Raw genomic sequence first — 14,268 nt, 5'->3', positions numbered from 1 at the left:
TTCGCCTGGCGGGCTAGCTCACTGCGGGTTTACTTGTCCTCAGCGGGCTTATTCTCTTCGGTGCCCTTGTCCTTGGACTCCGGCATCTTGTCGGAGGAGCCCTTCATCAGGGTCTCGTTGCCGGTCGCCTTGCCCACCATGTAGGAGGAGGTGTACTCACCTGCACCACATGCGCGCATGACGCCGTCAACAGCGAGCAGACCCAGGGTGATCGCACCCAGAGCGCCGGCTGCGAGGCCGATCATCTGCGGGTTCTCGATAGCGAACGCACCCTGGATGCCAGCCGCGCGGCGTGCACGGTCGTCGTTGTGGATGCCCAGACCGCGTTGGATCTGGTCGTTCGCCTGACGGATTGCCGCGTTGACCTGGGCGGAGACCTGCTCTAGGCCCGGGATCTGAACCTGCGACAGGATACCCAGCGGGATAGCCAGCAGCAGCGGCGCGGTCATGCCGACGATGCCAGCGATGCACGTGCCGTCGAGCTCAGAGGAGCCCTTGGTGGTCTGGTTGTTCGTCTCACCGGTCACCTTGACATTGAGCTTCAGGGTACGGACGTAGGACTGGTTGCCATTCTTGTCAACCAGGACGTACTTCAGGCTGTCGCCAGGTGCGCCCTGATCGGTCTCGACAACGACCTTGCCGTCCTTTTCCTTGACGCTCTTGACCTTGCCGCCGTTCTCAACCGGAACGAAGCTCTTCACACCATCCGGCAGGGTGATGGTGATCGTGCCGGTGGTCGGGTTGTTCGTGTATTTGATCTCCGGCAGATCTTTGTTCGTACCAGTGGACTTGCCGTTGGAGACCAGCACACCAGACTCTGCAGTGTCCACCGGAACAATGTCCAGCAGGATCGTGCGCAGAACGGTGCCTTCGCCGTCACGCTCTTCAACGCGGATGACCTGGCCGACGGTATCCGGCTTCGCCGTGACTCGGAAGTTGCCTTCCACCGTGCTGGTGGTCACGTACTCGCTGCCCGAGGTGATGAAGAACTTACCGCCATTCTTCATCGGCGGGATGTCGGTGTAGCCGGTAACCGGGATCACCGAACGCTGCTGACGGTTGGTAGAGACGCGGCCCTGGACGACGTTCACCGTGTAGCGGTTCAGCACAGAACCGTTGGAGTCGCGCTCTTCAACGACGCCAGTCTTGCCTGCGGCGTCAGCCTTCGGCTTGAGGATCCACTCGCCATCGGTGGTCTTCGGCTCCTGGAAGAACTCGCCGCCCTCAACGAGCAGGAAGCTGTTCTTGCCGTTGACAAGGGTCGCACGGAACTCGGAGTTCGTGGAGACGGTGTAGGTGGACTCGCCCGACTTCGGAGCGACCATGTTCAGGTGGTACTCGGCCCAAACGCCACGGGCGTCCTTGACCTGGATCTTGACCAGACCAGTCTTGTCCGGCAGACCCGTGATGATGAACTGATCGTTCTTCTCATCACGCTCGATCTTGACAAGGTCCTTGCCCTCGGTGATGACAGCCTCGTCATCCTTCGCGCCCGGAATGCGTGCGGTTGCGTTCCAAGCCATCTCGCGCACGAGCGGCTTGACCTCAGCGTCGCGGCCCGGGGTCACGTTGATGGTGTAGCGCTCGAAGACGAAGCCCTCGTCCGTGAGGTTCTCCAGAACGATCTTGCCGTCGGCGTTGCGGTTGAACTCGATCTTCACCGACTTGGTATCACCCGTCGGCAGCGAGTTCTCGTCAACAACGAGCTTCTTGGCCTCGTCCTTGTTGTCATCGACAACACGAAGGTTCGTGCCTTCCAGCTCGAGCACGTTGTCGGAGGTGACATCGTATTCGAGGTTGCGGACCGGAGCCGGGGTGACGTTGTAGGTGAACTTGGTGATCTTCTCGTACTTGCCGTTGGCGTCGTCCTTGAAGTTGAGCGCGGTCTCGAGTACCTGGACCTGGCCCTTTGCACCCGGCTTGAAGACGAGCTTCCAGTCGCCGTCCTCGGCAATCTTCGACTTATCGAAGTCGATGATGTCCTTGTAGACAGTCTTGTAGTGCTCGAGCATCTTGTCGAAGGAGTCGAACTTCTGGTCAACATCGAAGGTGAAGCGGTTCGAAGCCCGTCCATCGGCGTCCTTGATGCTGTAGCCCAGGGTGAGATCCACAACCGCGCGGTCAACGATGTTGCGAGGCTCAAGCTCCTTGAAGTCGAAGCCATCAGAGTCCTGAGCAGGGTTGACCTGGATGTTCCAAACACCGATCAGGGTTCCGGTCTTCTTGTCGATGACGTGGATGATCGCCTCACCCGTGAAGCCATTGCGCGGCTTCACGGTCCAGACGTCCTGCTCGGCGTCATCTTCGCCAAGCTTGCCACGGCCTTCCTTGACATCAACGTCGCCGGAGATGACCTTGATGTCCCACTCGTTGCTGCGCTCGATGTTGACCGAGCCGTTGCTCTGAATCTCGTAGTTACGGATGCGCGGGCCAGAGTTGACATCCTTCTTGATGTCAATCGTGTACTTGTATTCGACACCGTTCTTGTCGGTGAAGACAACGACGACCTTGCCCTCGCGGTCCTTGTTGTTCGGCGTGATGACCCAGGTGTCGTTGTCACCCTCCTTGATGTCCACCAAATCGTTGCCTTCGACGATCTTGTACTTGCCGCCACGACGCTCCACGATCGCCGTGGAGGTGCTCAGGATCTCGCGAACAACATCAAACTTCGAGGTGGTGTTCTCGATGGTGACGATGTTCTCGCGCTCGTTGCCGCTCTCGTCGACCGTGGTGACGACAACCTGGCCGCGCAGGTTGGTGTCGGTGACCTCAACCTTCACGCCCTGCTCGTCATCAGCAACATCGATGCTGCCCGGCATAACCTTGTGCTCCACGCCGTTTTCATCGATGTAGACGCGCTTCTTAATCTTGTCGCCCGGGTTCAGCGGGATGACCTTGACGCGGTTCTCGCCGTTCGGGTTGAGGGTGTAGAAGAAGTTGTTGACCGTGACGTTGGTCTGGGTCTTCACCGTGATGGTGTCGGACACCTTCACGCGGTAGATGTACTGGTTGCCGCGCTCATCGGTGATGAGGATCTCGACGTCGCCCTCGCCCTCGAAGCCCGGCTTCGGGGTGATGATCAGCTTGCCATCCTCGGTGCGCTCCACGATGACGATGTCGCGGCCCTTGGTGACCTCGAAGGTCCAGGAGCCCTTAATGCCACCCGGCAGCTCGATCTCCTTGGACTTGTCCTTCTTGGTAAAGCCAGCGAAGTAGTAGTACTCGTGGATTTCCTTAACGGACTCGTACACCTTCTCGGTGTAGTAGTTCTCCGTGAGAGTGACCGTGTTGGTGGTCGTGACCGGCTTCGGAGTCTCGGTCTTCGTGGTGGTAACCGTCGTACCCGGAACGTCCACAACGGTGGTACGCGTCGGGGTGGACCAGTGGGTTGCGGTAACCGTGGTAGCCGGCTTGGTCACGACGACCGGGGTGTCGCTGATCGTCTCGGTGACAGTGGTCGGCTCGCCCTCAACGGTGGAGGTGACAGTCTTCGGAGCCGGGGTCTCGGTAACCGTCTTGGTGACGGTCTCGCCGCCAACGACCTCGGTCGTCGTCCTGACAACCGGATCGGCCTTTTCAGTCTCGGTGACCGTTTTGCGCGGACGGGTGGTACGAACCGTCGTGTACGCGGTCGGGAGCTCCTTGCGCTCCGTCACCGTCACCTCAGGGTGGGTGTAGGTGGCGGTTACCGTACGCGGGCTCTCCGTGACCGTCTCGGTGGTCTTGGTCGCCGGCAGCGTCTCGATTGTGGTTACGGTCGTCGGATCCTGCGGGATCGTCGTCGTTTCCTCGATGGTTTCCTTCACCGGTGGCGGCTTCGGGCCCGGCAGGCCCGGCTGCACGATCGTGATGATGCGCTGGAAGGTCCAGTGCTTCTTCGGGTTCAGGTTGAGGTTGTAGTTCTTCGGAACCAGAACGGTGACGTACTCGCCCTCGGTGTAGTTCTCCTTCACCGTCTGGAAGTTCGCGTTCTTCACCAGAACGTAGTTCGGGGTGCCGTCGCCCTGAACGTCCTGACGCTTCCAGATAATGTCGAAGCCGGTCAGGGAGGAGAAGAGGTACTTGTTCAGGCGGTTCTCGTGGAAGTAGCCACGGATCTCATTCAGCGAGCCGAGGTTGTTGGAGAGCAGTGCCTGGAGGATGCGGTTCTTCGTCTGAATCTGGTACACGAGGTTCGAAGACGGGTTCTTCTGGTACTCCTCGTAGTCCTTGATCAAGGACTTGGTGACGTTGATCGCTGCGAGACGCACGTCGTCGTTAATACCCAAGCCATCGCCGAAACGGCCGGAGGCACCGGTGAGCTTACGGACCTCGTAGCCACCGATCTCATTGTTCCAAGGGTTGTCGATACCCCAGTCGATGCACCAACCCGACGCAACCTCGTTCGGCAGAACGAACGTGTTGACGTCGAACGGCTGGTTACGGAGGTCTTTGTAACCATCAGAGTAGAACTGGCGCAGTTCCTGCTCGCTGAGCGACTGGTAAGCACCGACGATCTGCGCGCTGGAACCGGTGTAGGTAAGTGCCAACGCGTCAGGCGCAACACTCACTGCGGTACCGGCAATCAGGGTGCTCGAAATGAGCGCAGCCATGGCGCGCTTCTTCAAATGTGCGTTCTTCAACGGCTTCATTCCTTACAACTCGGAGGAGATATTCGAAGCAGCCTTGAGATCACCTGAACACGGATCTCCAAACTGATAACTACATATTTAAGCGCAATATCGGCTTGGAGAATAGTCCGAAACCCCCTACAGAAAGCCAAAACGCCAGATCAACACCAAAAACTTAGAAACCTGACCCTCTGAACTGGACGTTTAGACAGTACTCAGGAAGAAAACCACAAGGTGATTTTCACCACAATCCGAGCAATTGTTCAACAAATCCTCAAAGAACGCCGAAAGCCCGAAGCCAAGTCGGCTTCGGGCTTTCAGGGATCAGAACGATTTACTTCTTGGATTCGTCCTTCTTGTCCTTTGCGCCAGCTTCCTCGGACGGCTTTTCAGCCTGGTCCTTGGAGCTCTTGCCGGAGGAACCGTACATCATCCATTCCTGACCGGTGGCCTCACCGATCTTGTAGGACGAGGTCATCTCCTCCTGGCCGCAGGCACGCAGCACACCGTCGATCAGGAACAGACCGAGCGTGATTGCGCCGAGGGAACCAGCGGCGAGGCTCAGCATCTCCGGGTTGGCGACGTTGAACGCACCCTGGAAGCCAGCTGCGCGGCGAGAACGGTCCTCGTTGTAGATACCCAGACCGCGCTGGATCTGGTCATTCGCCTGACGGATGGCGTCGTTCACCTGAGCGGACAGACCCTCCAGACCCGGGATGCGAACCTGGGAGAGGATACCCAGCGGGATGGCCAGCAGCAGCGGCGCAGACAGGCCGACGATGGAGGCAATGCACTTGCCGTCGAGCTCAGAGGAGCCCTTCTCGGTCTTGTTGCCCTGGAGGTCAACGCCAAGGTCGATCTCGACGTAGTCTTCCCGCTTATCGCTGCGGACGCCGTTCTCAATCGGAACGACGACGAGCTTGCTGCCGTCGGGAACCTTGCCCGGATCGACCTCAAGGTGGCTGCCCTTGTCCACAACCTTGTTGTTCGGGACGATGGTGCAGCTGCCGTCGCCGGTGCAGATGTTGATCTCAACGTTGTTCGAGCCACCCTCGAAGTCAACGATGTAGCTGCCCTCCTTGCCCGGGTTGGGCTTGATCGACGGACGCGGCTTCGGAAGCTCGCCTTCCGAGGTGTCCGGGATGACAGCATCGACGACGCGGACGAGGTTGCCTTCCGGATCGCGGATCTCGATCTGTGCCAGACCACGCTTGCCAGGCTGTGCCTCGATGGCGAGCTTGCCCGGCTCCGGCTCGGTGACCGTCACCAGATCCTTGCCGTGAACAACCTTGTAGGTGTACTTCTCGCCGAAGTCGACGGAGTCCTTGATGTTCTTGTACAGAACAGTGCGGAACTCTTCGAAGTTCAGCTGCTTGCCCTCCGGGAGGACCTCGATGTTGTAGCGGCGGACCACAACATCACCGCGGCGCTCGATGACCTTCACGGTCTTGCCGATGGACTCCGGGCCCTTCGGCACGAGGCTCCACTTGCCGTCTTCCTTGACCTCCTTGACCCACTCTGCACCCTCGATGATCTCGATCGTGTTGTCGTTGATGCGGGTGATGGTGAAGCGGCCGTCAACGCTGAGCTTGTAGTCGTCGGACGACGCGGTGTTGCCGCCGTTCTTGCCCGGAACAACCGTGTAAATGTAGCGCTCAACAACGGTGTTGCCAGACTTGACCTCAACGGTCGCGGTTCCGGTCTTGCCGTCCTTCGGCGTGACCAGCAGGGTGTCGCCCTCGCGCTTGACGTCGATGACGTCCTCGCCCTTGACCTCGAAGGTGAACTCCGAGGAGTTCATGGTGATCGAGGACTCGGACTTCGGCGTGAGCTCGAACTTCTCCTCACGTGCACCCTGCGGGGTCACGACGTAGGTGTGGCGCTCGTGCGCGATACCGCGGGAGTTAAGGACCTCAACAACAACTTCGCCGTTGGCACCGTCGACGAACTTGAGGGACTTGTTCTTGGAGTTGACCATAATGTCGCCGCCAACGAGCAGCTCATTGCCCTTGGTGACCTTCGTGTCACCCGAGATACCGATCGTTTGGCCGGACGTGACGTTCTTGCGCACCTCCTTGATCTCGCTCGGAGTGACGTTGATGGTGTACTCGACGAGCTCGTCATCACCGAACTTCTCGACGATGACGATCTTGCCGTCCGTGCCAACCTTCGGCAGGACCTTCCAGTTGCCGTTCTCATCCTCTTCCTTGTCGAAGAGACCCTTGCCTTCCTTGACCTCAAACTCGTTACCCGGGGTGCCGAGCTTCAGGATGACGGTGTTGCGGTCCAGAACATCCTGGGTGACCTTGGCGGTCGGGTACTTGGTGTCACTCTTCACCTTGGCGACGATGGTGTAAGTACCAATCAGGACGCGACCGTTGTCGGTCTCCTTGTACACGTTGAAGACCAGGGTGCCGTTGGTGACGTTCGTGACCTTCCACGGGTTCTGCTCGTCCCACTCCCAGGTACCGGACTGGGAGACCGGCTCCTTGGTCAGATCGGAGGTGTCGTCGCCGTAGTCGATCGTGACAGTGTCGCCCTCGTCCATCAGGCGGGTGACGTTGTCCACGGAAACGTTCGTACCGTGCTCGATCTTCAGGTTGAAGGTGTAGGTCTTACCTTCCTTGTCAACGGCCTTGATCACAACATCGCCGGTTGCGTCCTTATTCGGGGTGACAACCCAGGAGTCGCCGCGCTTCTCGATCTTCTCAATCTTGTCAGCGCCCTCAACGATCTCCGGCTTCTCCTCAACACCCTCGATTTCGAGGATGTAGGAGTTGAGGTTGCCGATGACGCGGGTGTAGGTGGAACCACCAGTGGTGGTGTCGATCATGAAGATGTAGTTGTTCTCGGCACCGGTCGGCTTGCCGTTGACCTTCTCAAAGACGGTGACCTTGATCTGGCCCTTGGTCACCCCATCCTTAACCTTCAGCTTGTACTGGTTGGAGGAACCCTCAACCTTCACCAGCTCGCCCGGGCCGTCAACCTTGTAGTCCCAGCCAGCCGGGACGGTGATGGTCTGGTCGATGTTGGAGACACCCACGTTGAAGAAGTGGTTGTTCACGGTGACGTCGTTGACGGTGACCTTCTCGGTCTTCTCGTTGACGATGTTGACCGTGTACTCGTGGCGGTTGCCTTCGCTGTCGGTAATGACGAAGCGAACGGTGCCCTTGCCCTCACGCTTCGGCACGATCTCGATGACGTACTTGCCGTTGCGCTCAACCTTGCGGATATCAACGAGGCCGTTGGAGTCGTCGATAATCTCGAGCTTCCAGTCACCGAGCTTGTCAACGTCGATGATCTGCGTCTTGTCGGTGCCCTCGAAAGCGAAGGCGTAGGTGAAGTGGCGGGTGTAGCGCTCAACAGTGGAGGTGCGCTCAACCGTCTTGTAGTTCTTGTTCACCACGGTGGTCTCAACAACCTTGGTGGACGGCTCAGCGGTCACCGTCTGAGTCTCGGTGCGCGGGGCACCGCTCCGCTTCACGGTCTCGACGACGGTAGTGGCCGGCTTGGTGACGGTCACCGTCTCGGTTGCACCCTCAACGGTGTCAGTTGCGCGGGCCGTGGTGGTCTCGGTGACAGTCACCGGCTCAACCTGTTCAACGGTGACGGTCTTCTGCGGAGCGGTCACCGTCTCGGTTTCGACCTTGGTCGGCAGGGTGGTCTTCGCGGTTGCGGTGACCACATCCGGACGACGGGTGGAGGTAACCGTGAGCTCCTCCGGCGTCTCAGTCACGGTCTTCTCGACGATCGGCTGGATGTACTCCGTCTTCGTTGTAGTACCGGCCACCGTCTTGGTCACGGTTGCGTTACCCGGACGCACAGTCTCCGTCTCGGTGACGGTCGACTGCACCGTCGAGGTCACGGTCTTGGTCTCCTGCGGAGAAACGGTCTTGGTGACCGTCTCGCGGATCACGTCCGGCTGGTAGTTGTCCAGACCCGGCTGCGCGATGATGAGGATGCGCTGCTTCGTCGGGTCGCGGAGAACATCCTGGTAGATGTTGTAGTTCAGCGGAACGAGGACGGTGACGTACTCGCCCGGGTTCACCTTCAGCGCGTTGAACTTCGCGGAGTTCTTCACCAGGTAGAAATCCGACTGACCAACCGTTGCGGTGGCGGTGCGGCGGATGCTGAAGCCGGTCCAGCTCTCAAACTCTGCGGCGGTCAGCTTCGGCGGGTTGTTGGACCAGCCGAAACCATAAGCAGCCCAACGCGGCTTAATGTCGCCAGTAATGTAACCACGGATCTGGTCGAGAACTTCCTGGTTGTTGGACACCAGTGCCTGCATGGCCAGGGCCTTCTTACGGACCTCTTCGTGGCGGCCAGCGTAGTAATCATCCAGCATCAACTTGGTCAGGCTGATCGAAGCCTTCTCAATGTCCGGGTGGATATCAAAGCTGCCGCCCGAAACAAGGTTGAAGCCGTAAAGACCGGAAACACCGTCGAGCTTGCGGACCTCGTACTGGGTATCCAGGCTCGGACCCGGCAGCGCAGCGTCGATGCACCAGCCCGGACCGTACTGGGTCTGGAGCATGTCCATACGGCCCTTGAGCTTGGCACCCTTGTTGTACTGCAGTGCAGCCTTGTTAGCGTCGCTCGGCAGTGCGGAATATTCGCTAGTTACTCGCTCGTCAGCGTCAGCGGTCGGAGCTACGACCGTTACGCCACCAAAAGCCACCGTGGCGGAAACCAGGGTGGCCAGGACGCGCTTCTTCAGATGTGCGTTCTTCAACGGCTTCATTCCTTACAACTCGGAGGAGATATTCGAAGCAGCCTTGAGATCACCTGAACACGGATCTCCAAACTGATAACTACATATTTAAGCGCAATATCGGCTTGGAGAATAGTCCGAAACCCCCTACAGAAAGCCAAAACGCCAGATCAACACCAAAAACTTAGAAACCTGACCCTCTGAACTGGACGTTTAGACAGTACTCAGGAAGAAAACCACAAGGTGATTTTCACCACAATCCGAGCAATTGTTCAACAAAGCCCATTTCAGGCGCGGAGAGGGCCTGGGCTTTTGTCGCCGCGCAGGCGCTTCAGCACATTTTCAGCGGAAATCAAGCACATCGGCACGCCCACCCCAGGAACGGTCGTGGCTCCGGCGTAGTACAGCGCTCCCAGCTTCTTCGAAGCATTCGCGCCCCGCAGAAACGCCGACTGCTTCAGCGTGTGCGCCGGCCCGATCGCCCCACCCGACCACGCGTGGTAGCGGTCGCGGAAGTCTACAGGACCGAGCGTTTGCTTAACGACGACCCTCTCGCCCAGGCCCTCAACCCCACACCACTTCTCGATCTGTGCAATGGCAGCGTTTGCAATCAGGTCCACCTGCGGGGAGGCCCCATCGCGGTACATGTTGCCGTGGCCGATCGTCTCCTCGGCGGCGACGGGCACGAGTACGAACAGGTTCTCGTCGCCTTCGGGCGCCACGCCGGGGTCGGTCGCGCTCGGCTTGGACACGTAGATCGACTGCGACGCCCCCAACGGCCGCACCGCAGGTTTGCCCTCGAAGACGGTGGCGAAGTCATCGTCCCAGTCCTCGCTGAACAGCAGGTTGTGGTGCGCCAACTCGGGGATCTCACCCTTCACACCCAGCATGACCAGCACGGTGCCCAGGCCCGGGTCACGGCGGGAGAACCACGACTCGTCGTACGTGCGCAGCTTCGGCGGCAGCAGCCGGGTTTCGGTGTGGTGCAGGTCGGCACACGAGATGGTGAGGTCGGCGGGGATGAGGGTGTCGTCGATAAGCGAAATGCCCGTGGCCCGCCCACCGCTGTACGTGATGGAAGCGACGTCCGCGTTGAAGCGGAACTTCACGCCCTGCTCGAGCGCCAGCTCGTAGAGCGCATCCATCACCGCCGCGAACCCACCCTGCGGATACAGCACGCCCTGGGTGAGGTCCGTGTGGCTCATCAGGTGGTACATCGACGGCGTGCGCGCGGGATGCGACGACAAAAACACCGCAGGGTACGTCAGCATCTGGCGCAGGCGCATGTCCTTGAACTGGCCTGCGACGAAGCGATCCAGCGGCTCGACCAGGTAACGCAGCAACTTGCCGTACTGGCCGCGGATCTTGGCAAAAGGCTTCAGCGTGGAAAAGGTGGTGTAGAGGAAGTAGCGCAGCGCCAAGTCGTAGGTCTCGGCGGCGCGGTCGAGGTAACTGGCCAGTTGGGCGCCGGCGCCGGGCTCGATGTTGTTGAAAAGCCGGATCGCGTTGTCGCGGCCCGACTCCACATCGATCGGGTCGTGGTTCTCGGGGAAGAGCCGGTATGCGGGCGTGAGCGGCTTGAGATCCAGCACGTCCTCGGTGCGCTTGCCAAAGAGTGCGAAGAAGTGGTCGAAGGCATCCGGCATGAGGTACCAGCTCGGGCCGGTGTCAAAGCGGAAACCCTGGACGGTTTCGTTGCCGGCGCGGCCGCCATGCGAGCCGAGGCGCTCGACCACCGTGACCTCGTAACCCTCCCGCGCCAGCAGCGCCGAGGTAGCCAAACCCGCCGCCCCCGCGCCGATCACCACCGCAGTTGTCACAGCCCTGTCCTCGCAATCGCCTTCGCCGTCAGCGCAACCTTGCGGCGCTGCGGCACACTGATGCGCTGCTGGGTCAACTGCGCGGCCGGGGTGCGCTCCGCGATCTCCGTGAGTTCACGGAACAGCGCCTCCGCGGCCGCCACTCCCCCACGCACCCCGCGGGGCAGCAACGGGATCGTCTCTAAGGCCTGGTCAAGTTCGGTGTGGATGGTGGTGGTGATGGCGTGCTTGGTGTCGTCGTCAAGCATGCGCCCAAAGTACGCCCGCCCGAGACTGTCCTGATCCTCCCCGAAATCGCGCAGGAAGTTGATGCGCTGGAACGCCGCACCAAGCGCGCGGGCGCCACGCTGAAGTTTCTCGGGATGGGGTGTCTGGCGCTCTGGGAAGAAAATGTCCAAACACATCAAGCCAATCACCTCGGCCGACCCATATATATAGGTCTCCAACTCCGCCGGGGAAAAAACGTGCGGGTTAAGGTCCGCGCGCATCGACGCGAAAAACGCCTCGAGGTGCTCCGCGTTGAGGCGACAACGCCGATACGTATTCGCCCACGCGTGCAGCACCGGATCCGTGTGAAAGCGCTGGTTAGGGGCCTGGAGGACCTGCTCCTCGTAGGCGTTAAGCAGGGTCTCGGGGTCTGCGTTGGCCTGCTGCGCGGCGCCGTCGACGATCTCATCTGCGATACGCACCACCGCGTAGAAATTACGAATATCGCGCCGCACCCCCGGTGCCAACACCTTCGTAGCCAACGAAAAACTCGTCGAATACTGCGCAATCACCTGAGCAGCCGCACGATCCGCCATCGTGTCGTAACGGGAAAGGTAAGAGTTCACGCAGGCGCTTTCTATTTGCAGACTTTTCCGGGAGCTTACCGCGCAGCAACCGCTGCCTGGGCCCCTGGTGACCACCAACGCCAAAGGCCAGGTCCCCGGGAGGACCTGGCCTTTGTGTTCCTGTGGAGCATAGGAGAATCGAACTCCTGACATCCTGCTTGCAAAGCAGGTGCTCTACCAACTGAGCTAATGCCCCGTGCCCTTTCGGGCTGTGGGCCTAGCAAGAATCGAACTTGCGACCTCATCGTTATCAGCGATGCGCTCTAACCGACTGAGCTATAGGCCCTGGGAACGAATAGGAATATTACAGAGCACTGCTATAACCGCCAAATCGCCAGGTTGTTGCGTGTTTTTATGCTTATCGTCTAGCTGCTTGTGCATTGCTACTAGACGACCCGCCTGCACCCTCCACATATCCCCAGGTGATGTTGGCGATGGTTTTCAGTATCAGCGTGATCGTCTGGTTCGCCGGAACGGGAGCTAGACGATCAGGGCACAACAACCGCACTCCAACGACACCTCAACGACACCCTCGCGGAACGGGGGTAATTTGCGGGGGTAGGAGGCCTGCACAAATTGGTGAACAATCCGCCCAACCTGGCCTTTTCGCCACTCAGCAGCGCCCCAAGACGGCGCCAAAACCTGTTTTTATACGAGCGTGACAGGCAAAACTCCTGGTGAGGGCCAGATTCGAAGTTGTATACCCATACATATACAAAACAATGCATAGTATGCTGCTCCTCCGGATTGTTGAACGAACCGAACCGGAGCGCAAAAGATCGTTCAACAACCCGGCGCGACAGCCCTAAAATCAGCTCGGATTGATGAAAAATCCGCACGATAAACGGGGTGAAAACGTTGAACAATCCAAAATAAACGTTGAACAATCCGGCCTCGAAAGGGCCGAAAATTCGGCGGGTTTACCAGCGCATACTTGGTGCATAAACTCGAGGGCAGCAAAGGAAATGCGGTGTTTACCGCAAACACCGCAGATAAGTAAGGAGCAGGAAAATGCGCGCAGCACTTCGTACCGGTCTCGCAGCAGCCCTCGCCGCCACCGTCGCCTTCGGTGGAGTTGTTCCGGCTAAGGCTGCAGAGCCTGCTGACGTTGTCGTCGATAATCAAGCGATCTCCGCGGAGCTCATCGACTCCGACGGCGACGGCATCCCCGACCTCTGGGAGCGCAACGGCGTTGTCCTCGAGGACGGCACCGTGCTTAACCTGCCTGCTTACGGTGCGGACCCGAGCCGCCCGGACCTGTTCCTCCAGCTCAACTGGATGGAGTCCGAGTACAAGACCCTCGGCTGCGACGTCGAGCCGTCCGAGGCTTGTGCCAACGCCAACACCAGGGAATACGGCGTGAAGGCCGAGTCCCTGCAGGAGATGGTTGATCTTTTCGACGACCACGGCATCAACCTCCACGTCGACGCCGGCGAAACCTTCAACAACATCCCCGGCTACGAGGCTCGCGGCGGTGAGACCCTGAAGTACGTCAAGAACTACTTCGAGAACGAAAGCCAGGGTTCGAAGCTGCTGAACAACATCGACGAGATGCTCGGCGAGCGCCAGAACATCTTCCGCATCGGTGTTATCGGCGACCAGATCGACGCCTACAACCTGTCGTCCGGCGCCTCGCTGGTCAACGACACCTCGTTCTTCGTGGCTAACCACCGCTTCATGAACTCGGAAGAGATGCTGCGCAACACCATCCTGCACGAGCTAGGCCACACCCTCGGCCTGCGCCACCAGGGTGCGCACGCGGTGGTCAAGGACATCCAGGGCATGCGTCTGGATACCTCGGCCTACAAGTCGGTGATGAACTACGACTACCAGTTCGACTACTTCAACTACTCGGAGAAGCCGTACCTGCTCGACACCCCGTTCGGTGTGCGCGAGGTTCCGGCGGACTGGGAAGCACTGGCCATCAACGCTTGGCGCATCGGTGCCCGCGGTGTTGCCTCGGCTCCGTCGCAGGAAGGAGCGGTCAACGACCCGGCTCCGAAGGAGCAGCCTGAGGAGGAGAAGCCGGCAGAGCAGCCAGCACCTGAGGCCGAGAAGCCCGCCGAGAAGCCAGCCGAGCACGAGCAGCAGGCTGAGCAGAAGGACAAGCCGGCTCCGGTTGTTGAGAAGGACGTCAACGTCGCGGCGATCGTCGCCCCGATCGTGGCAATCCTGGCCTTGATCGGCATCGGCTTCGCGGTGATGAACATGATGCCGGGCCTGGGGTTCTAACCCAGCGCAGGCCAGCACAAGTTAGTGAAGCGTGCCGTTTCCGTGTAGTTGGTAGGGGCAAT

At 59.7% G+C, this 14,268-nt stretch carries 5 protein-coding genes and 2 tRNA genes; 1 reads left to right on the top strand and 6 read right to left on the bottom strand.

What is annotated here, in order from left to right:
- Positions 1 to 29: 29 nt before the first annotated feature.
- From HMPREF2617_RS01630 to HMPREF2617_RS01605, 6 genes are all read right to left on the bottom strand, one after another.
- A complete protein-coding gene (locus HMPREF2617_RS01630; protein WP_141762979.1) occupies positions 30 to 4,631 on the bottom strand; it encodes a hypothetical protein in 4,602 nt (1,533 codons plus the stop codon).
- 313 nt (positions 4,632 to 4,944) lie between these two features.
- A complete protein-coding gene (locus tag HMPREF2617_RS01625; RefSeq protein ID WP_141762978.1) occupies positions 4,945 to 9,351 on the bottom strand; it encodes a hypothetical protein in 4,407 nt (1,468 codons plus the stop codon).
- Positions 9,352 to 9,608: 257 nt separating this feature from the next.
- Positions 9,609 to 11,141: a phytoene desaturase family protein gene (gene crtI / locus HMPREF2617_RS01620; RefSeq protein ID WP_070839311.1), complete on the bottom strand. Its 1,533-nt coding sequence runs from the start codon at positions 11,139 to 11,141 to the stop codon at positions 9,609 to 9,611.
- On the bottom strand, positions 11,138 to 11,944 hold the full coding sequence (locus tag HMPREF2617_RS01615; protein ID WP_070839424.1) for a phytoene/squalene synthase family protein: 807 nt from the start codon (positions 11,942 to 11,944) through the stop codon (positions 11,138 to 11,140). Before HMPREF2617_RS01615 ends, crtI begins: the two co-directional genes overlap by 4 nt.
- A 153-nt stretch (positions 11,945 to 12,097) precedes the next feature.
- Positions 12,098 to 12,170, bottom strand: a tRNA-Ala gene (locus tag HMPREF2617_RS01610).
- A 16-nt stretch (positions 12,171 to 12,186) separates the two neighbouring features.
- Positions 12,187 to 12,260: transfer RNA gene (locus HMPREF2617_RS01605), tRNA-Ile, on the bottom strand.
- A gap of 725 nt (positions 12,261 to 12,985) precedes the next feature.
- Here HMPREF2617_RS01605 and HMPREF2617_RS01600 point away from each other — a divergent pair.
- Positions 12,986 to 14,206 (top strand): hypothetical protein, encoded by a 1,221-nt coding sequence (locus HMPREF2617_RS01600; protein WP_070839308.1) that lies wholly within the window; start codon positions 12,986 to 12,988, stop codon positions 14,204 to 14,206.
- The last annotated feature ends 62 nt before the right edge of the window (positions 14,207 to 14,268 follow it).

The organism is Corynebacterium sp. HMSC070H05, from assembly GCF_001837615.1.
Classification (GTDB): domain Bacteria; phylum Actinomycetota; class Actinomycetes; order Mycobacteriales; family Mycobacteriaceae; genus Corynebacterium; species Corynebacterium coyleae.
The sequence above is the reverse complement of the archived record's forward strand: the minus strand, read 5'-3'. Positions and strand labels throughout refer to the sequence as shown.